We start from the raw sequence: 25,254 nt of genomic DNA on the forward strand, positions 1-25,254 counted from the left end.
CTCATCCTTTCATTCCTGAAGTAATCATACCGCTGACAAAATATCGCTGGAAAACCATAAAAACAATCAGTACCGGAAGCATCGTGATTACGGACATCGCTAGCAAACTTCCCCAATCTACGTTGTATTCACCAATAAAATTAGAAAGCGCAAGCTGAATCGTATATTTCGATGGATCACTAATAGCAATTAACGGCCATACAAAATCATCCCATCTCCACATGAAGGAGAAGATCGCGAGCACCGCAAGAATCGGCTTCGCTATGGGTAGAATAATGCTCCAGTAAATTTTCCATTCGCCCGCTCCATCCATCCGGGCAGCCTCCAGCAGCTCGTCCGGTACGGACAACAAATACTGCCGCATAAGGAATACACCTGTTGGGGTCGCTGCTGGCGGGATAATAATCGCGAGCAGACTATTATATAACCCCAGTGCGCTCAGCACCTTGAATATGGGAATCATGATTACCTCAATCGGAATCATGAGTGTTGAGATAAAACCGATTAATATGATCGTGCTTCCGCGGAAGCGATACTTCGCGAGTGCAAAGCCTGCCATGGAATTGATCAATAACAGCAGCACCGTTGAGGACACCGTTACAATCGTACTATTCATAAAATACAAGCCAAAATCGCCTTTCCTGAATGCCTCCTTGAAATGCTCGAAGGTGACGGGCTGCGGCCACAGCTTGGGTGGGAAACTATACAGATCGCTATTCGTTTTCAAAGCAGAAATCACGACCCACAGGACAGGCAGAAGCCACACCACGGCGGCGACACTTAACATACTGTAGATGACAATTTTGACCATAGGCTTCATTACCATCAGACAGCCCCTCCTTTCGATAGACGGAATTGCAGCGCCGAGAATCCGCCAATAAGGATAAACAGCATCACCGACATGGCACTAGCCAGACCAAGCTCCTGTCTGTTAAAGCCGATCTCATAAATATATTGAACAATATAGGTGGTTTCTTTGCCCGGCCCACCACCTGTAAGCGCAAACATAAGTGGGAATGCTTTGAACGCGTCAATCAGAGTCAGCATCACAACAAGCAAGCTTGTGGGCTTCAAAAGCGGGAGCGTGATATAGCGGAACACCTTCATTCCCGTTGCCCCGTCCAAGCGGGCAGCCTCATAATAATCCGTAGGTATAGCCTGCAAGCCTGCAATAAAAATGACCATGAAAAAGCCTGCACGTGACCATACCGTCGCGATGATTACAGCCGTATTTGCCCAAAAGGAAGAGGTTAGAAAGCCGACCGGTTCCACACCAACCACGGTTAACAGATGATTCAAGATGCCAAATGAATCTCCGAAAATCCACTTCCAGGTCAACCCTACGATAATGTAAGAAATCATGGTCGGCCAGTAAAATACGGCCCTGAAGAAACCGCGCATTCTAATCTCGCGTGCAAGCAGTAAAGCAATGCCTAACGCTGCTGCATAGATTAGCGGGACAACAATTGCTGCATAAATCCCCGTTCGTCCGATGGTCGACCAAAATTCCCGATCCCCTATAATTTTGATATAATTGTCCAGCCCGTTAAACTTCATTGGGTTCAATCCATCATAGACATGAAAGGAATAGTAGAGGCCCAATAAAGAGGGAAATACGATAAAAGTGCCAAAGATCAGGAGGTTGGGAAGTATAAACAGATAAGGAGCAATAACGAGCTTCCTGTTCTGTTTTGCCAGCGTATTCCTGTTTAATCGTTGTCCTTCACTCATCTGCTTGCCCCTTCCTTATGCGTTATTCGAAAGGGGGGCTTTACAGGAATCGGTAAGCCCCCGTTATGTGAACTAACCAAATGGCTTTAGGTTTATTGACTGCCAATAGCCTCATTAATCAGTTTGGCTGTTCGATCCAAAGCCTCCTGCGGAGTTGCCTTGTCAGACAGAACGTCCATAATATTATTTTTCAAATCCGTTGAAATTTTGGATATAAGCGTTTGCCTAGACCAGTCATTCGCTGCAAGAGGCGAACTGTTCTTCAGTTCATCTGCGAAAATTTCAAACATCTCCTTGCCAAATTCATAATTCAGCACAGAGCTGTCCTTCCGTGGACTCATGAACAACGACTCCTGATTGTATTTGGAATTCACCTCTTTGGACGTTAGATATTCAATAAATTCTGCCGCTTCCTTCTCATAACCACTGCCTTCGAAAGCCATCAGGAACTTGCCGCCTGGCACGGAAGAACGTTGAGTTTCTTTCGGCATATAAGTGACGCCCCATTCAAAGTCGGTGATATCCTTGTAATTGCTGATCATCCAGTTGCCAGCCCAGTGAGTAGCCACCGTTCCGGAACGGAACAGGTTGTTCGGATTTTCCCCTCCGAGCCAAACGGATTCGGGCATGATCCCTTCTTGATGAAGCTGCTTGAACTTCTCCATGGCACGGATTCCGGCTTCATTGTTAATGGCCGCCGCACTGCCATCCTCTGTTAAGATGCTTCCACCATACTGGTACAAAAGAGTGGACCATCGATGCGGTGTGACATCCCATACCATGCCATATCGTGCCCCGCCTTTGTCCATAACCTCTTTTAACGCAGCGGTGTATTCATCCCACGTCCATACCTGGTCAGGAGAGGTCGGTACTTTGACACCCGCTTTATCAAATAAGGTTTTGTTATAAATAAGCCCATTCGCTGTGACATCCATAGGCGCAGCTACCAGCTTGTCATTCATAACATAATAAGGTTTAAGGGAGTCAATAAATTGATCCTTGAATTGATCCGCATTGCCCATGTAAGGTGTAAGATCAACGGCCTGATTAGCAAACGATCCCGTATCCGTGACCCGACTCAGGGCAGGAGGCTTTCCGCCGGATAACATCGTTTTCAATTTGGTTTGGATATCCTTGAAGCCGACTTCAATGAGATTGATCTTAACCTGGGTGTTGGTCTGCTCATAATCTTTGATGATTTCCTTGATGACTTCTCCTTCTTTTCCGTCAGAGAACCACAAGAAATCCAGAGTTGCTTGTTTTCCATTGGCACTTGTACCTGAATTCCCGCAAGCAGTCAGCACGATGAGTAACATGACCAATACCATGCTAGTGATGAGCTTAAACGTTGTTCTTCTTGTCATATCAACATCTCCTTGGAAGGGTTTAATGAATTTGGGCTTCCTTAAGCAATTCACTTTTACGGAATACCTGTGGTGATACACCCACATATTGTTTAAAGGCCCTGCTAAAATATACCGGTGTGTTAAAGCCTAGTGTCTCTGATATGGACAAGATCGGCGCATCCGTAGACAGCAACATTTTTTTGGCCTCAGCAACTCTTTTCCGTATTACATAATTGCTTATCGTATATCCCGTCGTCTCTTTGAAAGAATGACAAATGTAGTACTTATTCAAATGGAGTGTTTTGGACAAGTCATCCAAAGATACATTCTCCGTGTAGTTCTGGTTTAAATAATGAAGAACCCGGCTTACGCTTGTCTGCTTTTGGGAAGAAAATAAAATATCATTTACGGATCGCTCACTGGTCATTTTCCGATAAATCCGCAGTAGCAATTGGGTAAGACTCAATTTGACCATGGTTTTGTATCCTGTATTTCCGGCATCCATCTCCTCTTTGATCCCCTTAAATATACCTGTGATATGCTCACGTTCCTCCGGGGGCCAATGCACCAATAACCCATTGGGATGACGGAATATGGACATCAGATTCTCCAACTGACTGACAGCAAGCATGTCCAAAAGCAATAATTCCGTGAAATTGACGAAACTTCGCTTGTACACGATTTCTCTTGAAGGATTGATTCGGTGCGGCACACCGCCTCTGAATATAAACATATCTCCGGGCAACGGCTTATATATTCGGTCACCGATTAAAAAGGTTGCATCTCCTTGAATAAAATAATGTATCTCATACCCATTATGCGTATGAACAGGCCATTCATCCTGAAAATTATCTGCTTCTGATCGCACATAAACTTCATTTTCTTGCAAAGCAATATTCGTCGGGGTGTGTATGGTTAGCATCAGTAAAGATCTCCCTTCCCAGAATATAAAAAGCAATATAGTTTAATAATTTACAATGATAGCGCTTTACAATGAATTGTATCACAGTTATTTCGATCTAATCTGAACTATATTGCTGTATTGTTGATCACAATTGTTGAAAATGAATAGAAAGGAATTCATAGGGATTCGAAAGATGGAAACAAAAAAACCGCTGTCCAGCCCATAGGCTATCACGCGGTCAATAAGAAACATTTGGATAATCATCTTAAACGACTTGAAGGCAACACCAACATATATGCTTGCGCTTCAAAAGCTATTATTCGATGTTCTATCAATACTATAGGTTCGATCATAGATTCGGTTTTTTTCTATGAGCTGTTAGCTGTTCAAAGGAAAAGGCAATACGAATCAACACCGATTCACTAAAGGCTTTACCTGCAAATGTGATTCCAAATGGCCTTCCACTTTCCTTATATCCCGCAGGTACAGCGATCGATGGATACCCAGCTCTTGCACAAAGATCAGCACCAGCATAAGAGGGGAAAACAATGGCGTCCAGTCCAAAGTTATGTAAAGCATAATCAATGCCGTTATTTTGCGAATGATATAGATCCGTTATTAACTCCAAGATGTAATTCGAATTATTTAATGGATTATTCAACTGTTCTCTATATTCGAGATGGTTTTGCCCATATTTTAAAGCCCTTTCTGCATTTTGCTTATTCCACTCGATTAATTCACTGAGGGTATGGACAGGTAAATGCGATGGAAGACTTTGCAGATAATGTTCAACGCTATGCTTAAATTCATGATTCAACTTGTTCCACTCCCACTTCCGGTCAAACGATGGGATGTCTATATCTTCAATAATATTAGCCCCAGCTTCTTTGATCTGGGTTACAGCGTTTTCAAATAGAACTTCATCATATTCTTCGTTATCTCGATATCGTGTAAGGGGGGCTTTTCTAAAGATGCCTATGTTTGCATTTTTCAACCCATTGAGGTCTAAACATGTTGTGTAGTCTACTGTAGAATACGGATTTTTCCAAGTAGCAGGGTCCTCCTCGTCTTTTCCTGAAAGTATTCCTAGTAGGATTGCTGCATCTGTTACAGTCCTTGCCATTGGACCAGCAGTATCTTGCGAGTGTGAGAACGGTATTATTCCACCACGGCTTATTAAACCTACAGTTGGCTTTATACCAACAATAGAGTTCTGAATGGATGGACTTAATATGGAACCAGATGTTTCGGTTCCTACGGAAACCATCGTAAAGTTAGCAGCTACCGCAGCAGCAGAACCTGTACTTGAACCCCCTGGAAAAAAATCGCCATAAGGATTCAAAACTTGTCCACCTCTGGCGCTGTATCCTGCCCACATATCCGAAGACATGCCATTTGCCCATTCTGTCATATTTGTTTTTCCAAGTATGATTGCCCCAGCTTCCCTCAGTTTAGTAACAAGAAAAGAATCCTTAGAACTAATATGGGTTTCCAAAGCCAGTGCTCCAGCAGTTGTATGCATTCTGTCGTTGGTTTCTATGTTATCTTTCAACAGAACCGGAATCCCGTGTAAAAGTCCTCTCGGTCCCACTGATTTCCTTTCAGCATCCAAGCCCTCCGCAATAAAAATCGCATCCGGGTTTATTTCCAAAACAGAATTGATCTTTAGCCCATTTTGGTCATATTGTGCAATACGATATAAGTAATTCAGAACCAGGTCTCTTGAGCAAAGCTCTCCCTTTTCCAGGGCAGCCTGTATTTCAAAAATCGTGTTTTCCTCAACATTAACATGGTTCAGTTCAGATAAATTTTCCATACCCTCACCTCTTCTTTGTGCCTCAACTTATTACCATACCGCTTTCTCATCTTTCTTTAGTGAGCGTCATGATACCATCTTCGAAGTTGATTAATGTGGGCTTGATGGTAACGACTATGGTCAGCGATATGCCATATACCCCAGCGTATGGTCGCTTGCTTCTCATTCTCATGTCCAAAAGTGACAAGCCTCGCTAAATCATCATCCTTTAAATGTGAACACGCGTCCTTCAACATGGTTATGACATCTTTATATGTCGACATAAGTGTACTCAAAGATATTCCTTGAACCATCGGAAGTCTGCCATTTTCATCAATCATAGGGCCATGTTGCTCTCTTAAGGTCTGAGGAAGTGGTAGTCCCTTTATTCGATAAACCCAATTCAGATCGACGTAGGTAATATGTTTTATTAATTGAGCGGTACTATTAAAGTTATTGTTAGGTCCTTTATAATCTATTTCTTCTTGCGACATCCCGCCCGTGATTTGTTGGAGTCGTTGGCTGTTTTCTTTCACCGCAGAATATAACATCCCCACAACAGGGGCCATATTGGCTTCGCCTTTTAAATCGTAAAGCACCCTAACGCCTCCTTGATGTTGTCTTCATCGTTCTTCCCTTAGAATCTCCTTGATTTCTCTTAATTCTTGCAATATTTCTTTGGTGTACTGGTTACTCTTAGAATTATCCATTCCGATTTTCACAACAAAAATACCAAGAATCAAAGACACTACCAACATTAATATAGTCCCAATAATAACCTTCCTTTCCTCATGCAACAGAAACCCTAGAGATTAAAAAGAGCGAAGCTGTCCCTCCAAAAGATTCTCTCGGATATGTTAGTTGATTAATTTAACCGTGACTACTCATGTACAGGAATATACATCGTTTGTATCTCTTGAACACCGGGAACAAATCCAAGATTAAAATAGACAGACTCTGCATCATTGCCTTCCATGACATATAACCTTAGAACTGGATACTTGCCTTTTAGTTCAGTCAGGGCTCTTTGCAGCATGCGTGTAGCAAGTCCTTTCCCTCTGTAAGCGGGGTTGACTCCGATGCTATATACTGCTGCTTGGTTGTCCTGCAAACATAGGCGACAGTTGGCTACGAGCTGTCCAGTAACCTTATCATATACAAGTGTAGAAGCTTGAGTTAGGTCCTCATTGGTATAATGGACTTCTTCGTTCGGGATAAAGTCTTCAAGGGATGTCTTCTTTCTGCGTAAGGCTTCGAAACCGCCTACAAAGCTGTCAAAGTCACATTGAGCAATTTCATCTTCATTAATGTATTGTTTGGTCCCCGTGTTATTCTCGATAATTTCGGGGCTCTTAATTATAAGATCATGATCCCAATGCACGTTGAAATGATCTGTAGGGCGCTGCATCCAGCGACATCTGAACTCATCTGGCCAGAATCCAGCCCTCGTAAATAAATGTACTTGATCGGGGAGAATTTCATATATCTTAATACGTTGAGTTGGATCAGACCATTTGATGAGTATTCTTTTAAGAAGCTTAAGTACCTCAAATGAATCATTGAACGGGGGAATAAAGAATAGATGATATAACGAATTAGGTGCCATCCTTACCCCACCGATTTTTGACTCTCCTTTATAAATCCAGAAAGAGTTATTCCGCGAAACAGTGAAGTAATCTTCCTCTCTAAAAAATCCAGTATAGGCCATATTATAATAGACGGAACAATACAGTCCCCATTCTTCGGGCTCAGCCTTTTGAATGGAATATTCATTTGATAAATTATAAGAATTAAGTTCCTCGGACCAATGATTTAATTCCACGCGTTATTCCTCCTCATTAATGCTAACTACCTCTAAAATATTTCAAGCGTGTGTGATCTAACCATTTCAAGTCCCCTCCTTAAATAACATGTCCTTTACTATCTAATAGATCAATTCCGTCATTAATCTTATTTTTCAGCAGCTCATGAAATTTCCTGTCTTCCTTCTTTAAATGCTCCTCAAGAAAAGCAGAGATATACTTATTAATCGTGGAATGTTTGTGTTCTATCCCATCTTCGTTGTAATGTATCGGAATATCGCTAAAAGTCATATGATGAGCACCGTTTAGTTTAATAAATGAGCTATTCAGATCACTCGAGTTAAACAAAGACTCATACCCACTCAGTAACAAAGCTAATAGGTCTGGAGAGATTTCATTTCCCAGTTCTTCAAACGAGCATTTCTCTTGCCGAGCTACCAATAACGGAGCAGATACTCCCTCTTCCTTACTCGCCGTTATTAAATGGAAACTAGGATCGAATAGAATACTAGCCTTAATTCTCTTTTCTCTTTTAAGCAATTCATAAGCAGCAGCCCCACCTAATGAATGACCGATGATCCCCATTTCATTCACATCGACTATAGCCCTAAGATCCTGATCTGAATCCAAGACCTTGTCTACATTTTTCAAAACCCAACTCATATCTCCAACTCTAAGCTTCAATAATTGTTTCCAAGAATGAATATCTAAACTGTCTATTTCGGATATCTCATTGGATTGTTGGATAAATCGACCGTCAGGAAAAATTGAAAATATAGATTCATGCGTGGCTCCTATAGTAAGGACAACAAATCCGCACTCCACTAAATGTTCTACACAAAAGGAATACATATCTCTAACGACACCAAAAGCCGGAGCTATAAAAATAACGGGACAGTTTTTAGCAGTAATATCAACACTCTCATCATTATGTATTTTTGTATCCAGATTATGAATATAATCCTTATCCACTCCCATACCAGAGAGCATATCAATAGAGGAAGAGATATTAGGTTCAAATAACGAAATATACTTCGACTCATGCTCCACTGGATTGGAAGGATAGTATATACTAATGAGCACTTCTCTGGCTTCCTTACTTATTGGATCAATACGCGATTTATCCTTTATAACAAAAACCTTTCTTCCAACAGTCATTGCATTCACCCTTATACTATTTTTCCGTCACCACAACGCATAAGCGGTGTGGGCATCTTATAACGTGCACCTTATGCTTCTGGATAAAGGTCTGTTGATAAATATCGTTCTCCTGTATCCGGGAATAGAACAACTATACTTTTATTTTTATTCTCTGGCCTTTTGGCAATTTGCACTGCTGCATATGCTGCAGCACCAGACGAAATACCAACTAATAATCCTTCGGATTTAGCTAAAAAACGAGCTGTTTCAAATGCATCTTGATTTCTTACCTGTACGATCTCATCAACGACAGATCTATTAAAATTGTCAGGAACAAAACCGGCACCTATTCCTTGAATGGTATGCACACCTTTAGTCCCTCCAGAAAGTACCGGGGAATCCGAAGGCTCTACAGCTATAATCTTAACATCTTCTTTTCTTTGTTTAAGTGCTTCGCCAACTCCAGATATGGTTCCACCTGTACCAACTCCACCAATAAAAATATCCACTTGGCCTTCAGTATCTCTCCAAATCTCTTCTGCGGTAGTTACCTTATGTACTTGTGGATTTGCTGGATTTTTAAACTGTTGAGGTATAAATGAGTTAGGGATTGTAGCGGCAATTTCTTCAGCCTTTTTGATGGCTCCAGACATTCCTTCTGTGGCAGGTGTAAGAACTAGTTCAGCCCCCAAAGCGATCAAAAGCTTCCTACGTTCTACACTGAAACTCTCAGGAAGTGTTATGATTAATCTGTATCCTAATGCTGCAGCTGCAAAAGCAAGCCCAACACCTGTATTTCCGCTCGTTGGTTCTATGATCACTGAATTTTGGTTAATTAACCCCTGCTCTTCAGCGTCTTTAATCATTCCATATCCGATTCTATCTTTTACACTACCTGCTGGATTAAAGTATTCCAATTTGGCAATGATTTTCGCCTCAACTTGATACTTTCTCGCAAAATTTGAAAGCTCCAATAGTGGAGTATTACCAATTAGATCTGTGAGATTCTTCGCGATGTTAGTCATAATTATACCTCCAAAATACATTTCCAACTAAAATAGTTGGTTTTAATATCACGTTATCATGTATGGTAAAAAAATACAACTGTTGAAATTTTACTTTATGACATAGGGAAGCAAGTGCTTTTAGACTGAGTTTGAAACTTTGTTATAACATCCCATCTAAAAATAGAAGTCACAGTTCCAATACTGTTATGAGTTCGTCGTGGCACACTTCACCATTTTCATGGAATCCAAAGCTCTCATATAGCTTTTTGGCAGCCAAGTTATCGGGACTATAAGGAATCCAACAATAACGCGCAGGACCAGCTGGGAAAGTTCGAATAAACTCCAATATTTTCTTTAATGCTTCCCGGCCATAGCCCATGCTCTGATGATGCTTGTCAATCATAAGTCGCAAAATACAATAGCTATGGTCAGCAATGACAGGAAGATCATAACCCGTGATTCCGTAAGTTATCATTACAAAACCTACAGGCTGCTCATCTGCGTAAATTGCAAGCGGAAACGGTGAGCCACCATTGGTTGCAAGAACATAACATGATGCTACACTTGAAAGGTTTGATGCAACATATTGACGCTGCTCTTCTGAGACTTCCAGGTTAAATATAGAACGTCGGTTCTCTAGCGTTATTTTTCTGAGCGTAATCATGTGGACCCTCTCCTTTCTTCACCAAAAATAGTAGGTTTAAGCGATTTCAAGATAATAACCAGGTTCATTCTTATTAGATCTTCTTTCTCATATACAAAGCTATTTCTTCCTTTTGGCTATGATTATTCGAATATAGTGATACATCAATTCCTTCTATTTGATAACCACATTGCATGTAAAAATGAATGGCTGGAACGTTCGTATTCTGGGTTTCTAACGTGATCGCTCTGAAGCCCCGTTCCTGGGCAATCTCATTGACTTTATTGATCAACAGTCTCCCATATCCTTTTCTTATGTATTTTTCATTCACCTGAAGATGCCATATCATCAGCGTATTATTCCAAGTTTGTGGTTCAGAAATGGCGAGCGCTATGATTTTCCCATCTATATATATTCCATAAGAATATCCCAGTTGTATGATTTCTTCATATCGTTCCAAATCATCTGTACTGTTCAATTCTTCTTTTTCGTAGATGTCATCCAAATTTATTAACGTTAGATGCATACTAAAGGAACCTTGTGTCTCTTTTTTGGTAAGCTCATATTTTTGAGTGGATTTATAACCAAAGCTTCCAAGTTGAAGCCAATCTTCATTAGATAGATTCTCTATTTTTTTGATCTCCATTACATCACCCCAGAATTAAAATACTTGGCTATTCGCTTATAAAGTTGTTTCATTCTTGCTTATATCTCTTCTTTCGACCTTAATTTCCATATTCCTGCACCCCTACTTATTGTTTCCTATCAACATAATTATGGAATATCAAAGAAAATAATAATAATCCCGACAGGACAAACCTGGCGGGATTTCGTTTGCATAGATATCGAAAGACGTTTTTAGTTGTTACGTAGCAACCACATGGTTCATTTCTTCACTTGTTATAAAGTCAGAACGATTCACGTAATACAAATCATAGATTTGTTCCGTATTGTTTATTAACTTATACACTTCGTGGTATATATCAGTTGCTAATTTGACATAAGGCAATTTTCCAACCGCTTTCTTGGATCGAATGTTTTGTTTTCGAATTTTAAGAAATACCGTTTCAATTTCATGTTGAAGAAATAACTCAGCGAAAAAGGCTTCCTTTGCTCGTTGATTGTAACCTTTTCCAAAATAAGGTGCTCCAATCCATGTCGCAAGAAAACCTGTCTTATGTTCCATGTGATATAAATCAATGGTTCCGATGGGATGTCCCAGCTCATTAAGGATCGTTCTGGAAATACATGTGTTTTGCTCTTCTTCATCGATCACCTGTTTGGTTGCAAATAAATATTCTTCATAAGATCGGCACTTATGACGAACGTATGGAAAAACAGCGGGGTCCACCATCAAATCATACAGTGAGTGGCATTCGTGCAAGTCTCGTTTTTTCAACATTTAAACAACCACCTAGTCCTTTTAGTTCGCTGAGTCAAACAAACTAAGTATATAAAAGGACGTGTGGAATTTAATGAATTCTGCATTGCTTTTATGTAAAATCCTTCATAGAAATGTTTTCCAGATTACATGCATAAACATATCTTTTTTTTGCCATATAGCTTAAAGAAATTAACATGCCAACTAAGGACAGAATCCGCTTGCTGCTTGATCGTTTCAGGTTTGACATTCAAATCCATCTACCCAACTGAATTTGTCATTCGATCATGGATTCAGCGATATTCAGTACCCATTCTAGCGACATATCGCTTACTATGATCTCATATTGCAATGCCTTACCACCCGCATCTTCTTCAATCCAGATCAATTGTCTGTTCTCAGCATTGGAAATATAATACGCCTCATGACCGCGCACATCCAGTTTCTCGATTTTGAATGATTCCGTATCCGGTACATGAATTCGGCTCTTGGTAGTGCCAAAAACGTGAAGCATAAACACTCCCCGATCCGATTGATATGTGATGTTGATGCCTGTAATAACATGATTAGGTTTTAAATCTTTTATCACGACATTGCTTCCGGTCCTTTCGCTTTCTTCAATCATTTCATTTATTTCTTGGTCGGACAGGTTATCGAAGCCGTGAAATACTTTAATATCTTGCACAACCGAGCACGTTGGAAAACGGGGTTGCCAAGGGTGCAGCTTTTCTCTCAAGGCGCCAAAATCTCCCTCCCAATCTCTGGCTGCATAACTCGTTTGTTGAGAAAATTTGTTGTCCTCGGCGTTAGAGATATAAATGCCTTTTCCATCACCTGGCTTCAGATCCATAATAATTTGATGTACCATGCCCTCATCTTCACTAGTCTGAAACTGAATTTTCCCAATTACATCTCCACTCTTGTTTTTAATATCCATGCCTTCAACTCCTCTTTTCAAAGTGTTTTTTTGCGAGAAACTTGGTCATACCACACAGTTGTTTGCTTCATTCATTTATTCTCGATTACCAGGCCAACTCCTTTCGTTGATCAAAAACAAATTCGCTAACAGCATTTCATGCCCATGGATAATTTTTTTGGTACGAGGAAACATTATTTATACTACTTATCCCTGGGAGTGATGTTGTTATGCTGTACCTTATCAGCTTTGTGCTCATGTTTGCTGGCTTAGCCTGTATCAACATTATTTTTTCATATCAAAGCAAGCATATTGACACTCAATTCTGGTCTACGTTTAAATTCCATCTTTGGATGCTGCCTTTGTTTCTCGCTGCTAATCTAAGCGTAGGGTACGGCATCAAATTTGGACTGAAAGCGGTTAGTCAACTGGGCTATGTTCTGGTCATTGCCAAATGCATAGAAGTGCTCATCTCCATATGGATGGGATACTGGTTTATGAAGGAGATCCCTACCTGGAAAACGTGGATTGGGCTTGTGGTCATCATCATCGGTGTTGTACTGGTTAAGCAGAAATAGGAGGTCCAAAAAGGGAGAGCTGCATTGTTTAGAGGGACATAACAGCACGATGCCACACTTGAAGATTTTTCTCAAATTAGGGATCTACCCGATTCTTTTCACAAGAAAACCTATCCTAAAGTTGAAACGTTTTTCAACCAGCCCCACACTGGCCAACTCAGATGGGGGCGATTTTTTACGTATTAGTTACACAATGTCTTTAAAATGGTCTTCTCTCTGTCAACGGTCGATTCAAAGAAATCTTGCTTAATATCTTTTCGAAATACTTCCTTATATCTATCTCTACCAATTTGATCAAAACGTTCTTGTACTCGCATGACATGTTCGTTGTCAGACTTGATCTTCTGCTCAATCTCTTCATACTGTTCAAACGTATCGTATTCCCACATCGCAAAAATCTCACTGGTTTCATCATCCATATGCTGATGCCATCTTCCAATCAATCTCGCTCCGTACTTGAGTTGTGAAGGTAATAGAATATCATTAAATAAAGCATTAAACTCTTCTACGAATGAAGATGCTACAACATATGTCTTCCTCCGATATATCATCACTGCACCCCTCTCGTTAAATTAAAAAACGAACCGGTAAACCATTTCACCATCATATACATCTCCGGTCTCTGAAAACCCCATTTTTTCATATAGCTTTCTGGCGACTTCATTTTCTGCACATACAGTTAAATTCAAACACTTGCTATGGACATAGTTCTCTTTTATATGGCTAATTACCGAATCTATCGTTGCTTTTCCATATCCCCTACCTTGATAACTTACATCGATCATAAAACCATTCAACCAATAGGACCAAGCTGTTGTTTCATCGACAGTGATCATAACAAAACCCACTAACATATCCTCCGTATTATATATGCAAAATGGCAGATACTTGTACTCATCCCCATCGGGACGAATGTGCACTTTCGCTAGAGACACGGCTACTGATGGAACATAATGATTTTGATTGGCATGAACTTGTATGTTTAATGCCTCTTTCCAGTTCTCTCTTGTAGTAGGTATTAATCTGATCACAATAATATCACTCGTTTCATTTCATTTTTTTATTTGGATTAACTCCAATCATCAAAATGCTTCTCAAGGAACCTTACTTCCTTCTCATAATGAGCCAAATGACCCTCTTCAATCATTTTGATAAAAGCTATTTCTCCAGACGCTGCCCGATCAGATAGTGTGGTACACATGAAATGAATTCGAGAAATCACCCACTCCTTCAAATCTGTCGGCACATCCATACCATAAGCCTTAAAAAATAATGCTATACGTCTTTTTCGCTCAGATGCATGGTCCTGTTTATGATATGGAACGACTTCTCTTTCATCTTTCCCCGGTGAAAAGCCTGCAAGCGGTACGGCTGTATACAATGTATATACGATATCCCATAGACGAGGACCAGGCCCGGCCATGTCAAAATCAATGATTCCTACAGGAAGCCGTTCTTTAAACACAACGTTATACAATGCAAAATCATTATGACACACAACTTCATGCTGAGCACTATCTGAATACGCGTTGGATGAAGGCGAAAAAGCTGTAAAATCCAACGTTGCATCATGATAACTTCTCAAAAGTTTAGCGAGTTCGGTTAACGTCTCATCCGACCACATGTAGCGTTCAATTTCTGGATACTCATTTCCCGAAACTACGCCTTCGATATAAGAAAGAACTTCTCTCCCCTGCTCATCGCGTCCCAAGTATTTGGGGGAATTGGGGTAGCCAACCTGTTCAAGATGTTTAAGCAATGCATGTACATATGAATTCGGTTTAGCATCACGACGAACTGTATTTCCAACTTTCGTAACCTTGTTCACATTGCCTCCAGCTAAAAGTTCCTCATGCTCTGACAATTGTACACCTCCTTGATCAGTAATCTGTATCCATTCTAGCTTGGCCTTTAAAGTAAATATCTGGGGTTCAAGTAAAACATTATTATGGATAACTTTTTCGATTTCCATCTCCCTATTCCTGCATAAAAATCCCGCCAAGGTAAACCTCGACGGGATTTCATTATAAAGAATCCGCATAGTTTCATCCAAACCATTCATTAACATTCAAATAACCACTTCGGATTTTTAATTTATCTCCAAATAATCAAGGTAAACATCCCATGTTCCGTCATCCGCTGTCACAACAAGCTGAATCTCCTGGTTTCCGGTCCCATGACTGATATTGTTAAGGGTATAGACCGCAGGACTGCTTCCGCCGAAGTAAAAGGTTCCCTTCGTCTGGCCGCCGATCTTCAAGTCCACTCTGGCCATGTTGGAATTACTTGATGCCCCGCGGAGTGAAAAATTGTGGGTGCCGCTTGCAAAATACTGCGTGTATTTGACCAAATCGTTATTAGCGTACAGAACAACTCCGTTAAATGGCGAGCTGATATTGCCGGTATACTGACCGCCTTTGGTCATATTCTCGGCTTCCACTTTTGTTCCGGTGCTTGGAGGATTAGTCGTGCCTCCATCAGGGGCAACCGCCCGTCCCGTACTCGAAGAGATCATGCCGGAGCAAAGGCCGCGGCTCTTCAGATTTTGCGCAATCTGCGGAATCGCTTGCAGTGTCGTCTGGTATTGATCATGCATCAGAATAACGTCACCACTTTGCATCCTGTTCACTGCGGCTACGATCTGGGCGGTGGAGGCGCCATTCCAGTCCTGGGAATCCACGTTCCACAGCACTTCGGTAAGACCGTTCTGACTGATAACGGATTTCAAGGTTGCGTTGGTCGCGCCGTAAGGCGGTCTGAACAGCTTCGGTGAAGTTCCGGTAATCGACTGGATCGTCTGCTGTGTCCGAGTGATTTCCGAAGACATCTGGGAGCTGCTTAATGTTGTCATATTAGGATGCGTGTAGGAATGGTTACCAATCCACATGCCTGCGGCCACCTGCGCACTAACCAGAGATTGATTGTTTTGCGCGTTCTGTCCCACATTGAACATCGTTGCACGCAAGCCTGCCTGCTTCAGTGCATTGAGCACGTTTGTTGTGTTATTGCTTGGACCATCATCGAACGTCAAACCTACATAACCGTTCGGACAACTGGCATCGGCCGCGTTAGCGGAAGGCAGGTTCGGGATAGTGAACAACGTGCTCAAGAGCGCAACAGACATTACTGCCTTTACAAGTTTTGCTTTGAACATTATAAATACCTCCTCTTCAATATCATGCCAGTATCGTTGTCCGCGGCACTCCCAGCCGCTTCAACTCTCTCAACTACACTAGGGAATTTGAATTTAGCCTCCTCTCTTTCTATTTTCCAACCCTTTAAAAAAGCGCTTTCATAAACATGAGTGCTATTTTCCCTTTAGGTCGAATGAAAGCATTTTCTTCCAGGTGAATCCAGTATAAACGATTTGTTCACTTAAAGTAAATTGAATTTAATCCAAATTATTCTATTTATTCACACCATTCTTCCCTCTGGATACCTCAAGGAAGCCCTTATTGTATGCCTTGCATAATTGCATTAATAATGCCTTGCTGGGTTACGGTGTTGTTGGAACGATTGAACAACGCAAATCCATGCTGTCCATTGTATCCGTTATCCCAATATACCGGAACCATCTTGTACGTTTTAGCTTTTGCTGTAACTGCTTTTGCAAATGCGGCACGATATACATTGTTTGTGGAATCATATGCTGCTTTGTCGATCGCGCCAAATTCGCCGATTACGACAGGATAACCTTGAGTTACAAATTTATCGTACATGGATTTGAACTGCGATTCCAGATAATCCTCTTGCCCCCACGTTGACTTCTTGGCAGGATTGGTGGCAGTGGCTCCCCATTGCGCTATATTTCCGTTTTCCTCGCCTGCAAAATCCCAAGGAGAGTAATAGTGAGCCGAGATCATAATGCGTTTCTGTGAACTAGGGATCGTAGAGGATCTGTACGTGTCTGTTGGAAGATCGAAGCCATAATTGCCAAATTTATTGGCGATTTGCCGCCGATGCCCGACTGTTCCAACCGGTAAAGACCACTGATGCCAACAAAACCAGAGCTAAACTGCAAACGCCGTATTTCTTCATTTTCATAAGCATGTCCAAACCTCCGCTTATATTATTGGTCGTGCAACAAGCAGAACATTTACCATGAACAGATAAAGCCAAAGATACTCTACTTCCATGCCTCCCTTCTATTGTGGGTCATAATCAATGATCAACTCCTATCTACCAGTTCCCATGACGGATAGAAAGGTAGCAAGGTCATTCCTCACCAGAACTAGTCTTCCGGAAAAACAAGTCCCCCTATGATCGATTTTGTGGGTACCTATTTGTTTTATCCTTTCTGGAATTCCCAGGGAATCCAGCAACCAATAGTACAAATCCGACGAAAAATAAGAAGTATACGAGAAAACCCGTGAAACCATTATCGTTTGCGGGGATTAACTCGCGCGTTTTCCCACCTGAAGCGTATCCCGCTTCCACTATGGCCATAGAAATTCTTACCGAGATTCTATCTAAGGTTGAAATAAAAATACTGCTAATCATGAGAACCGCACCCAGGATTTTATTTGTATTGTTCATGAGCTGCCTCCTATCTCACTCTGATTCTTATCTTTCAGTCCATGCTGTTCGGATATATCCCAACTTCATGCCGACATGCTCCATATTGCGATGGCTTTGAGATAAAAATGAACATTGCCCTACCACCAGATTACATTCCTTAATCAAGGCTTCCGTTATTCTTCTATTCAAAAGCTGCTGATGTACCCCCTGATTTCTAAACTCAGGTAATGTTGCTGCAAAGGTTAAGGATGCCTTTTGATTCTTAATAAACAGAACACTTACCGCTGCAGGGACATCATTGACATATGCGATGTAAAATTTCCACCCTGGACGGTGATAAAGAACCTTATTATTCTGGGCGACATAAGGGATACCGTCATCCGACAAACCGGTCCCCCTGCAATGGATGGTCGCGTATAGCTCGAATTGATCCTCTTCAAGTTCTTGAATTCGGATATGTTCTGAGTGATTCTTTTTTTCTTCAGGCTTGATGATCAGAGATGAATGAAATCCCGCTGTATACATGCCTATATCGGTTAAGCGTTTCAAGAAGTTCTGATCCACCACAGATGGAATGACTTCGAACTGAACCTTTCGACCTCGCTGTCTATAAAAATCAATGATAGCATCCAGGTGTTCCAGTTCATTATTTGTTAGCCCCTTCACCGTATTGAACGTGGGCCATGGCATGGTCTTACTGTAGAAACACATGGCATTTCCAAATTGCTGAATCTCAATTCCTTCTGGATTAGAGTCCCGACCTTGTATAGCAAGCATCCGATCTGTCATATAATCGATTTCCGAGAGTTCAATTTCTTTAATCAGATCTAAGGATGGAATCAGTGTATTCATATATTACCTCCATTAAAAATAACAATAGAATTTGCATATGGTTTTATAAAAAAACAGAAAGCAGTCAAGCAATTTCTAACACTCCATCCATAAAAGTAAAACTTTTCCAAATGATTTAATTTTCAATATGTAACCCTCCGCATTGGGTTGAACTTTATTTTTTCACTTTATTTCTACTACTCCGTAGTAAATCAGATCCTCATATCGACCTTCTTTCTTGACATGATCCCTCAGTACGCCTTCTTTTATCATGCCAATCTTCTGTATAACTTGTCCGGATGCCGGGTTAGAAGCAAAGTGTCGCGCATATACCTTATGATATTTTTTCACATCAAAAGCGAAGTCTAACATGGCTTTAGCCGCTTCCGTTGCATAACCTTTTCCCCAAAACGGATGACCCACCCAATAAGATAACTCCCCGTTATCGTAACGTTGTTGATTAGATAATGCTATTGCCCCGTATAAATCACCTGTTTTCCGATCACAAATAGCAAATTCATAACATTTATCCGCATTAAAATTTTCGTTATGGCGCTCTATCCAAGACAATGCACAATCTAATGTATATGGGTAGGGTAATGTGAGGGTACTTTTATAAATGTTGTAGTCATTACATAGTCTCGTAACGGTTTCAGCATCTGCTTTCGTAAATAATCTTAACAGCAACCTCTCTGTGGTCATCGTTTTATTGAGATCGTCGTACACCATACTATCCCCACCTTTTTTTATTAAAATGGATCATTGCACCTTCAAAATGACTGATTTCTGCTTATTTCAATTTTATTTTATATACTACTTCACCATCCTGAATTTCAAATGCCTGATCAATAAATCCTATCTTCTCATATAACGCTCTTGCATGAGCATTACTTTTTTCTGCGGTTAGTGAGATGATTTGGCATTGTGGATGCTTATCCTGAATACTTTCCAGTATCGTATAAAGTGATTTCCTTCCTAATCCTTTTCCTTGATAGTTCTTATCTATTTGAAATCCTCCAATCCAATAATTATCAGTACTAGCTGGTGTGTAGGATAAATAGAAAAAACCGAAAGCTTTATCGCCTTTGCGCAAAAGATATGGATCAAAAGCTGCATCCCAAGGTTTCACGTAGGCATATGCTAAAGATTCGATGACCGTCGGAACAAGATTGACTTGCGTTTCAAGTAGAGATATTGCGATCGCTTCTTCCCAATTCGTTTTATCGATTGGCTCTATAGTAATTGGATTCATTCAAATATCCCTTTCGTTTGCCGAATTATATTTCGTTGGAGTAGTTTAATGACTTACTTGAGTCCATATTGTTTTGCTATGATTCAAGATACCTTCACCCATATGTTATTCAGAGAACTCAACTAGAATGGGATGAGTGCTCTCATCCAATGCTTTGTGAATTCTCTCCTTGAAATTCCCCCAGGTTATCATTTCATTGGCTTGTTCTAGTGTAAAAAAACCAACCTCATCACTTTCACTACTTGTAGTTAGAGTTCCTCCAATCGGTTTTCCAGTGAATATATGGTTACATACTCCCCGCGTAGTATTCTGATATAGGCCACAAAACTTAATAAGTTCAATATCAATTCCAGTCTCTTCCTTCACCTCTCGAATAGCAGCTTGTGTGATGGTCTCACCTTCTTCCACACAGCCTTGAGGCATTTCCCAACCTCTCCTTCCCTTCATAAGTAAGATTTCATCGTTCTCATTAAGGACAATCACACTTGCAGACACAATAAATTTCATTTAAAGTCCTCCTTCTCAAGATTTAGATTTCATAGCCCCATATCTAATCCACATTTTAAATTCCCTCTAGATATCCAATATCTTTGTCGTTCATAGTTTCTTTTGTAGCAATACTTCTTCCGTTCTGGCATAGTTTGATTTTACGTATGTCTTTATAGCCCTTTCATTTCTTTGGCCTGTCAGAATCTTTACACTGGTAACACCTCGTTCTCTAAGTTCCTCCTCTATAAAAGCAATTAGCAACGTAGCCAATCCTCTTCTCCGGGCAACTTCGGCAATATACATTTCTGTGATTTCTCCCTGGAGTCCACGATAACAAAAAGATTTAAAATATTGAGCACAAGCAAATCCAACTGCCTGGCCGTCAATCAACTCATTAGATAAAGCAAGGCTCTCTTTTACTTCTTCTAAGGTTGTACCTACTCCATTAAAAGCATCATTGAGCTTAAGAAGGTCCTCTGCATCATTTCCGTTCGCCCATCGTATATGAATGTTCTCTTCTTGCATCACGTAACCTCCAATAATAATAGCGAACAGGAATTAATGATCCGGATAGGTTTCTTTCAAAAACCTGATGGATTGGTTGATCAACGCTTTTAATACATCTGTATCGATATCTGCAACTTTATTGATGTAAACACAAGCTTTTCCTGTAGTATGTTTTCCAAAGTCCCTTAATAGATCCTCTCGCTCTGCATCACCTGTCGCAAAATACAAACTGATTTTTGCTTTTCGGGGAGAAAAGCCCACCAATGGTGCATCTCCTTCGTGACCAGAAACATATTTATAATGATAAGCACCAAATCCGATAATACTCGGTCCCCACATCTTTGCTTTGTACCCTGTTGTTTCAGTGAAAATATCCAGTAGTTGATACGCGTCTTCACGCTTTTTGGGATTCTCAACACTTTCAATAAACTCAATGACACTGTTGTCTGTTTCTTTTGTTTTAAGTTTGTACATTGATAAAATCTCCCTTCATGTCTTTCGTAGCTTTAACGCAGGAAAAAGACTTAATATCAGACCAACAATCAGAAACAATATCCATTGTTCGTAACTAATGATTAGAATCAGTTCCCAAAAGCTTGCCGGCCCGGAGTTTGGTTCATCACTGTAGGGATAGGCAAAGATAGCTGGTATTACTCCAAGGGCTATAAAAACTATTCCAATGGTCAAAGAAAGAAAATAAATAGCTTTCTTCATAGTCATCACGCCCTCAAATAATCAGGAAGTCTTATCATGAAGCGTTCACTATTTCTATTAAATTGATATTGTTCATATAATTCATGTGCATCTAATGTTCCGAGTAACCCCATTAAATCTTTAAAGCGATCCGATTGTGTTATCACTTCAATTAGTTTCTTACCAAGTCCTTGGCCCCTATATTCCTCATGAATAAAAACATCACAAAGCCAATACATTGTCGCATCATCTGTGACAACCCTTGCAAAACCAACTTGAATTTCTTCCTTATAAATCCCAAAACATACTGAAGAATGGATGGACTTCTCAATTTTTTCATCGGATCTCTTATTGGCCCAATAGCTTCTAGCTAAGAAACCCTTTACCGCAGGGATATCCATAAGTTCTTTGTTATCACTGATAAGATATTTTCCATATATAAAATCCATCAATCCCAGCTCCTCTCAAAATCCTTGATAATTCAGGTAATACTTAATTCCAGCACGATCAACGTCGGAAAAATCTAATGGGTTCTCCATAAATAATTTATTTAGTTTCTTAATATCAATCCATTGAATATCTTTTGTTTCGTCACCAGCTTCTAACAAATCTCCACTTGCCTTACATCTAAAATAATATCCAACGGAATCAATTGGTCCCTTAATGGTTTGATAAGCTGCGAATGGTCTAAGACACTCCACTTCAAATTCAGGATTAATTCCACTCGTATCAATTCTTGTTTCAGTGCCTTCTATTTCATACACATTTAATCCAGTTTCTTCTTTAACCTCTCTTACCAGAGCTTGGACTAACGATTCAAACGGTTCAATTCTACCTCCAGGAAGTTCAAACTGAAAAGAGGAATCTGTCTTTGTTCTTTTTTGTATGACAATCTCCGTTGCTTCGTTACCAGATCTTTCAATGATCGCTCTTGAATTAACATAGAACATGCAACCAGTCCTTTATTAGTTTCAAATTTTCTTTATAGTGTTTATATCGTTGTCACATTTCGAAATGAATACTTTGAGTTACTTCAACTTCTTTCCTAAAAACAAAGCAACTCTATGGTCTTTAAAAATATATCCACCTGATCTATCAATAGAATTTTTGATTCTATTTAACAAATTGTTTCTGTCCGATTCAGACAGTTGCCTATGCTTTGAATTGGTATTAAGCAAAGAAATATAATCGCTGCTTGTATATGAAAGGATTTGGCTATATTCTTTGACTTCTATACTTTTAAAATTACCTGTTCCTTCAGTGATCGCTTTTCTTTCATTTATAGTTTCTTCAGGTGTTTGTAATGTTGAATCGTCCAAATGTGGTGCAAACTCTTTATAGTGAGATCGTATTTCATTATGGATCTCATCGTACATTGGCACATGAATGGTCCAGAAGAAACCAATTGCACCTGAATCCTCAAGTAACTCCCACACTCTGCGGTAACCAAACTGAGGATCAATAAAATGAAATGCAGTACCCGAAACTGCTAATTTAAAAGGATTACCTTCACCGTCCCAATCTTCGAACGATGTATTGATCACTTTAAGAGATGTATAGGATTTGAATTTTTCTGCAGTGAGATGGGCTAATTTATCCCCCAATTCAATACATGTAATATTTTTATATTCTCTATTAACTAATCCACTTGTTGCTTGTCCAGTTCCGCAACCGATTTCAAGAATTTTATCTTCTTTTACTACATTTGAATAATTGAAAATATCGTCAAACATTTCATTTGGGTAGGTGGGTCTATATTTTTCATATTCACTAGCAATACAATTAAACGTCTCTTTACTCTCCACTGGTCATACTCCCTTTATTATGATTTTGGTTATTTCCAATAACGTTTCTGTATCTATGAACCCTAAAAAGGGGTCTCAATTGAGATACTTTCCAATCTCCATCCCTCAGATCAAACTTCCGTCAGGACCAAAGCTTGAATATTACGTTATACAATTTTGTTAGCCTTCACGCGCATCGATATAGTCTTTGATTTTTTCTTGATAACCTAGGTCATACGTTTTTCATAAATCACAATTGTCATCTTGTCGTTAATTTGTTTCGTATCTCCCTTCTGTCTATATCCTAATTTCTCATAAAGGTAACAATTCCTCTGCTCTTCTGAGATTGTAGCCAACTCCCATATTCTCGCATCGCTGTACCTATCTTCAATCATTGAAAATACTTTTTGTGCAATCCCTCTCCCTTGGTAGTCGGGTAAAATAAATACAGGGCTTACTCGATAGATTTTATTCTCCTTTTTTACTATTCTAATGGCCCCCACAGGAATATTTGCTTCTCTTATTAGGTAATAATCGGTATAGCTTTGATTTATTCGATCTTCTATTTGTTCTACCGTTTGATTTGCTGGGCTTGTTTGATAGTCTTTATATTTATTTAATAGAGGCATGAATGCTTTTATTTGCATTTCGTGAATGATTGAAGCTTCCTTAAGACCTGCTTTGGATAATGAGATTTCCATTTCATATCATCCTCCGTTATTAAAGCTAATTTAATGTTCTGCTTCTATGTTAGTTCCCAACATTACACGTATAATATGCGGTTTCGTTCTTCTTGAATGCATTCTAAATCTCTAACTTCATTAGTAAAGTTATTATTTTTTGTTCATCTAAATCCGTTATTCGCATATCAATAGGTTTAAATCCTTGCTTGTAATAAAATGCTAGTCCTCTTGAGTTCGTGCTATGACATGATAATAATAAGTCTTTAACTTTATAAATCGATTTCGCCTTCATTATCATCGTTTTCAACAAATAATTAGCAGCACCTTTTCCTCTAAAATCCTTCGATACAATAACGTTGCCTAACCAACATACATCATCTTTATAGTCATATAAATTGGCATAAGCTACAACTTGACCTGACTCCTCATCAACAATAACTGTTGGTTCGTATCGATTCTCAAGAAGCTTTAATATTTGATCTGGTGTTAAAGGATATTTAAACCGAGGACTAATATAAAACAATTCTTCCTTTGACTGAGGAAAAGAACTTATACTTTTTAAGTCTTCATTCATTAGAGATCTATAAGAATAGATAGGTACCATCTCCTTTTTTGGATTAGACGTTTTCTATTGCGTTCTGTTGATATCAATCGTATTGCCAAACTAGCTGTCCTTTCCTTGTTTTGGCTGCATATATGATTTGACCCGTGTGATAATGAATTTCTCTTACCATTGCTATCATTAGATTCAAAACCGTTGTTTCATTATTTACTTGACTGAATGTAAGAGGGGGACGATTAATGAAAGGTTGAGATAACAACAAGCTTGGGTTGAAACTGAGGTATTCAAGATATTGAATGATAATATCGAATGATTCCTTAGTCATGTTATAGGCTTCTTCTATCGACATTTTAAGCTCATATTCAAACTCCTTATCCCTGTCTCTTGAATCAGCAATATCATAAAATATCGTTTCAATTCTTGAGTGAACACAACCTCTTATATGTGCAACCAAATTTGCAATACTATTACTTTCTTGATTTGGTGACCATGTGATATCTTCTTCTGATAATTGTGAGATAGCCTGGAGTGTCCATTTTCTTTCAGACTTAAATTTAATTAACATACTCTGAATTACTTCTAATTCAATTTCCATGAGCACACTCCGATCTATGGTTTTTATCTAATCTACCAAACAACCGAAAAAGTATTTTCTTTAACTCATTGCATCCTTGCGCTGATATTCTATAACG

33 protein-coding genes are annotated in these 25,254 nt (G+C 39.7%); 1 reads left to right on the forward strand and 32 read right to left on the reverse strand.

Translation table 11 applies throughout. From position 1 onward, the window contains the following. Position 1: 1 nt before the first annotated feature. From HW560_RS25950 to HW560_RS26010, 13 genes are all read right to left on the reverse strand, one after another. Positions 2-820 (reverse strand): carbohydrate ABC transporter permease, encoded by an 819-nt coding sequence (locus HW560_RS25950; RefSeq protein WP_371129152.1) that lies wholly within the window; start codon positions 818-820, stop codon positions 2-4. 5 nt (positions 821-825) lie between these two features. Further along, positions 826-1,731: a carbohydrate ABC transporter permease gene (locus HW560_RS25955; protein WP_090896461.1), complete on the reverse strand. Its 906-nt coding sequence runs from the start codon at positions 1,729-1,731 to the stop codon at positions 826-828. Positions 1,732-1,823: 92 nt separating this feature from the next. Next, a complete protein-coding gene (locus HW560_RS25960) occupies positions 1,824-3,095 on the reverse strand; it encodes an ABC transporter substrate-binding protein (protein WP_090896456.1) in 1,272 nt (423 codons plus the stop codon). A 22-nt stretch (positions 3,096-3,117) separates the two neighbouring features. After that, positions 3,118-3,999: an AraC family transcriptional regulator gene (locus HW560_RS25965; protein WP_179265101.1), complete on the reverse strand. Its 882-nt coding sequence runs from the start codon at positions 3,997-3,999 to the stop codon at positions 3,118-3,120. A 331-nt stretch (positions 4,000-4,330) separates the two neighbouring features. Continuing rightward, complete coding sequence (locus tag HW560_RS25970; RefSeq protein ID WP_090896449.1) at positions 4,331-5,797, reverse strand: amidase family protein; 1,467 nt, start codon at positions 5,795-5,797, stop codon at positions 4,331-4,333. A 56-nt stretch (positions 5,798-5,853) separates the two neighbouring features. Further along, complete coding sequence (locus tag HW560_RS25975; RefSeq protein WP_179265102.1) at positions 5,854-6,375, reverse strand: DinB family protein; 522 nt, start codon at positions 6,373-6,375, stop codon at positions 5,854-5,856. Between the two features lie 281 nt (positions 6,376-6,656). Further along, positions 6,657-7,598 (reverse strand): GNAT family N-acetyltransferase, encoded by a 942-nt coding sequence (locus tag HW560_RS25980; RefSeq protein ID WP_179265103.1) that lies wholly within the window; start codon positions 7,596-7,598, stop codon positions 6,657-6,659. Positions 7,599-7,677: 79 nt separating this feature from the next. Beyond that, positions 7,678-8,736 (reverse strand): alpha/beta hydrolase, encoded by a 1,059-nt coding sequence (locus HW560_RS25985; protein WP_179265104.1) that lies wholly within the window; start codon positions 8,734-8,736, stop codon positions 7,678-7,680. 71 nt (positions 8,737-8,807) lie between these two features. Next, positions 8,808-9,743: a cysteine synthase A gene (gene cysK, locus HW560_RS25990; protein WP_090896436.1), complete on the reverse strand. Its 936-nt coding sequence runs from the start codon at positions 9,741-9,743 to the stop codon at positions 8,808-8,810. Between the two features lie 169 nt (positions 9,744-9,912). Further along, positions 9,913-10,389, reverse strand: a complete 477-nt coding sequence (locus HW560_RS25995; protein ID WP_090896434.1) for a GNAT family N-acetyltransferase — start codon at positions 10,387-10,389, stop codon at positions 9,913-9,915. 73 nt (positions 10,390-10,462) lie between these two features. Further along, positions 10,463-11,014 (reverse strand): GNAT family N-acetyltransferase, encoded by a 552-nt coding sequence (locus tag HW560_RS26000; RefSeq protein WP_179265105.1) that lies wholly within the window; start codon positions 11,012-11,014, stop codon positions 10,463-10,465. A gap of 219 nt (positions 11,015-11,233) precedes the next feature. Continuing rightward, entirely contained in the window at positions 11,234-11,770 is a 537-nt protein-coding gene (locus HW560_RS26005) for a GNAT family N-acetyltransferase (RefSeq protein ID WP_179265106.1), read from the reverse strand. A 256-nt stretch (positions 11,771-12,026) separates the two neighbouring features. Beyond that, entirely contained in the window at positions 12,027-12,686 is a 660-nt protein-coding gene (locus HW560_RS26010; protein ID WP_179265107.1) for a DUF4367 domain-containing protein, read from the reverse strand. A 209-nt stretch (positions 12,687-12,895) separates the two neighbouring features. Between HW560_RS26010 and HW560_RS26015 the strand changes: the two genes are divergently transcribed. Then, the gene (locus tag HW560_RS26015; RefSeq protein ID WP_179265108.1) at positions 12,896-13,243 is read left to right on the forward strand and encodes a hypothetical protein; all 348 of its coding nucleotides are present in this window, start codon (positions 12,896-12,898) and stop codon (positions 13,241-13,243) included. Between the two features lie 182 nt (positions 13,244-13,425). Here HW560_RS26015 and HW560_RS26020 read toward each other — a convergent pair whose 3' ends face one another. The 19 genes from HW560_RS26020 to HW560_RS26110 all read right to left on the reverse strand — a co-directional run bounded on the left by HW560_RS26020 (position 13,426) and on the right by HW560_RS26110 (position 25,157). Beyond that, the gene (locus tag HW560_RS26020; protein ID WP_090896420.1) at positions 13,426-13,794 is read right to left on the reverse strand and encodes an NIPSNAP family protein; all 369 of its coding nucleotides are present in this window, start codon (positions 13,792-13,794) and stop codon (positions 13,426-13,428) included. A gap of 21 nt (positions 13,795-13,815) precedes the next feature. Beyond that, positions 13,816-14,277: a GNAT family N-acetyltransferase gene (locus tag HW560_RS26025; protein WP_090896418.1), complete on the reverse strand. Its 462-nt coding sequence runs from the start codon at positions 14,275-14,277 to the stop codon at positions 13,816-13,818. A gap of 35 nt (positions 14,278-14,312) precedes the next feature. Beyond that, complete coding sequence (locus HW560_RS26030) at positions 14,313-15,311, reverse strand: aminoglycoside phosphotransferase family protein (protein WP_306459218.1); 999 nt, start codon at positions 15,309-15,311, stop codon at positions 14,313-14,315. Positions 15,312-15,332: 21 nt separating this feature from the next. Then, a complete protein-coding gene (locus HW560_RS26035; protein ID WP_090896413.1) occupies positions 15,333-16,397 on the reverse strand; it encodes a polysaccharide deacetylase family protein in 1,065 nt (354 codons plus the stop codon). Between the two features lie 298 nt (positions 16,398-16,695). Further along, entirely contained in the window at positions 16,696-17,193 is a 498-nt protein-coding gene (locus tag HW560_RS26040) for a glycoside hydrolase family 5 protein (protein WP_306459251.1), read from the reverse strand. Positions 17,194-17,500: 307 nt separating this feature from the next. Next, positions 17,501-17,779 carry a hypothetical protein gene (locus HW560_RS26045; RefSeq protein WP_179265109.1) on the reverse strand — a complete coding sequence of 93 codons (279 nt, stop codon included), beginning with the start codon at positions 17,777-17,779 and terminating at the stop codon, positions 17,501-17,503. 27 nt (positions 17,780-17,806) lie between these two features. Then, positions 17,807-18,613 (reverse strand): GNAT family N-acetyltransferase, encoded by an 807-nt coding sequence (locus tag HW560_RS26050; RefSeq protein ID WP_179265110.1) that lies wholly within the window; start codon positions 18,611-18,613, stop codon positions 17,807-17,809. 162 nt (positions 18,614-18,775) lie between these two features. Continuing rightward, positions 18,776-19,321: a GNAT family N-acetyltransferase gene (locus HW560_RS26055; protein ID WP_179265111.1), complete on the reverse strand. Its 546-nt coding sequence runs from the start codon at positions 19,319-19,321 to the stop codon at positions 18,776-18,778. Positions 19,322-19,382: 61 nt separating this feature from the next. Then, positions 19,383-19,844 carry a GNAT family N-acetyltransferase gene (locus HW560_RS26060; RefSeq protein ID WP_179265112.1) on the reverse strand — a complete coding sequence of 154 codons (462 nt, stop codon included), beginning with the start codon at positions 19,842-19,844 and terminating at the stop codon, positions 19,383-19,385. 105 nt (positions 19,845-19,949) lie between these two features. Further along, positions 19,950-20,351 (reverse strand): NUDIX hydrolase, encoded by a 402-nt coding sequence (locus HW560_RS26065; RefSeq protein ID WP_090896392.1) that lies wholly within the window; start codon positions 20,349-20,351, stop codon positions 19,950-19,952. A 90-nt stretch (positions 20,352-20,441) separates the two neighbouring features. Beyond that, positions 20,442-20,858 carry a GNAT family N-acetyltransferase gene (locus HW560_RS26070; protein ID WP_179265113.1) on the reverse strand — a complete coding sequence of 139 codons (417 nt, stop codon included), beginning with the start codon at positions 20,856-20,858 and terminating at the stop codon, positions 20,442-20,444. Between the two features lie 33 nt (positions 20,859-20,891). Continuing rightward, positions 20,892-21,314 (reverse strand): DUF1801 domain-containing protein, encoded by a 423-nt coding sequence (locus tag HW560_RS26075; RefSeq protein WP_090896381.1) that lies wholly within the window; start codon positions 21,312-21,314, stop codon positions 20,892-20,894. Between the two features lie 15 nt (positions 21,315-21,329). Then, the gene (locus HW560_RS26080) at positions 21,330-21,554 is read right to left on the reverse strand and encodes a hypothetical protein (RefSeq protein WP_143067012.1); all 225 of its coding nucleotides are present in this window, start codon (positions 21,552-21,554) and stop codon (positions 21,330-21,332) included. Positions 21,555-21,559: 5 nt separating this feature from the next. Beyond that, a complete protein-coding gene (locus HW560_RS26085) occupies positions 21,560-21,982 on the reverse strand; it encodes a GNAT family N-acetyltransferase (protein ID WP_090896376.1) in 423 nt (140 codons plus the stop codon). Positions 21,983-21,997: 15 nt separating this feature from the next. Further along, positions 21,998-22,483: an NUDIX hydrolase gene (locus HW560_RS26090; RefSeq protein ID WP_179265114.1), complete on the reverse strand. Its 486-nt coding sequence runs from the start codon at positions 22,481-22,483 to the stop codon at positions 21,998-22,000. Between the two features lie 78 nt (positions 22,484-22,561). Next, positions 22,562-23,338, reverse strand: coding sequence for an rRNA adenine N-6-methyltransferase family protein (locus HW560_RS26095; RefSeq protein WP_179265115.1), 777 nt, complete (start codon positions 23,336-23,338; stop codon positions 22,562-22,564). A 206-nt stretch (positions 23,339-23,544) separates the two neighbouring features. Continuing rightward, the gene (locus HW560_RS26100; protein WP_090896367.1) at positions 23,545-24,018 is read right to left on the reverse strand and encodes a GNAT family N-acetyltransferase; all 474 of its coding nucleotides are present in this window, start codon (positions 24,016-24,018) and stop codon (positions 23,545-23,547) included. A gap of 103 nt (positions 24,019-24,121) precedes the next feature. After that, positions 24,122-24,574 (reverse strand): GNAT family N-acetyltransferase, encoded by a 453-nt coding sequence (locus HW560_RS26105; protein ID WP_257031442.1) that lies wholly within the window; start codon positions 24,572-24,574, stop codon positions 24,122-24,124. A 73-nt stretch (positions 24,575-24,647) separates the two neighbouring features. Then, positions 24,648-25,157: a DinB family protein gene (locus HW560_RS26110; RefSeq protein ID WP_179265116.1), complete on the reverse strand. Its 510-nt coding sequence runs from the start codon at positions 25,155-25,157 to the stop codon at positions 24,648-24,650. Positions 25,158-25,254: the final 97 nt, after the last annotated feature.

Origin of the sequence: Paenibacillus sp. E222, from assembly GCF_013401555.1 — a bacterium.
In the GTDB taxonomy this organism is placed as follows: domain Bacteria; phylum Bacillota; class Bacilli; order Paenibacillales; family Paenibacillaceae; genus Paenibacillus.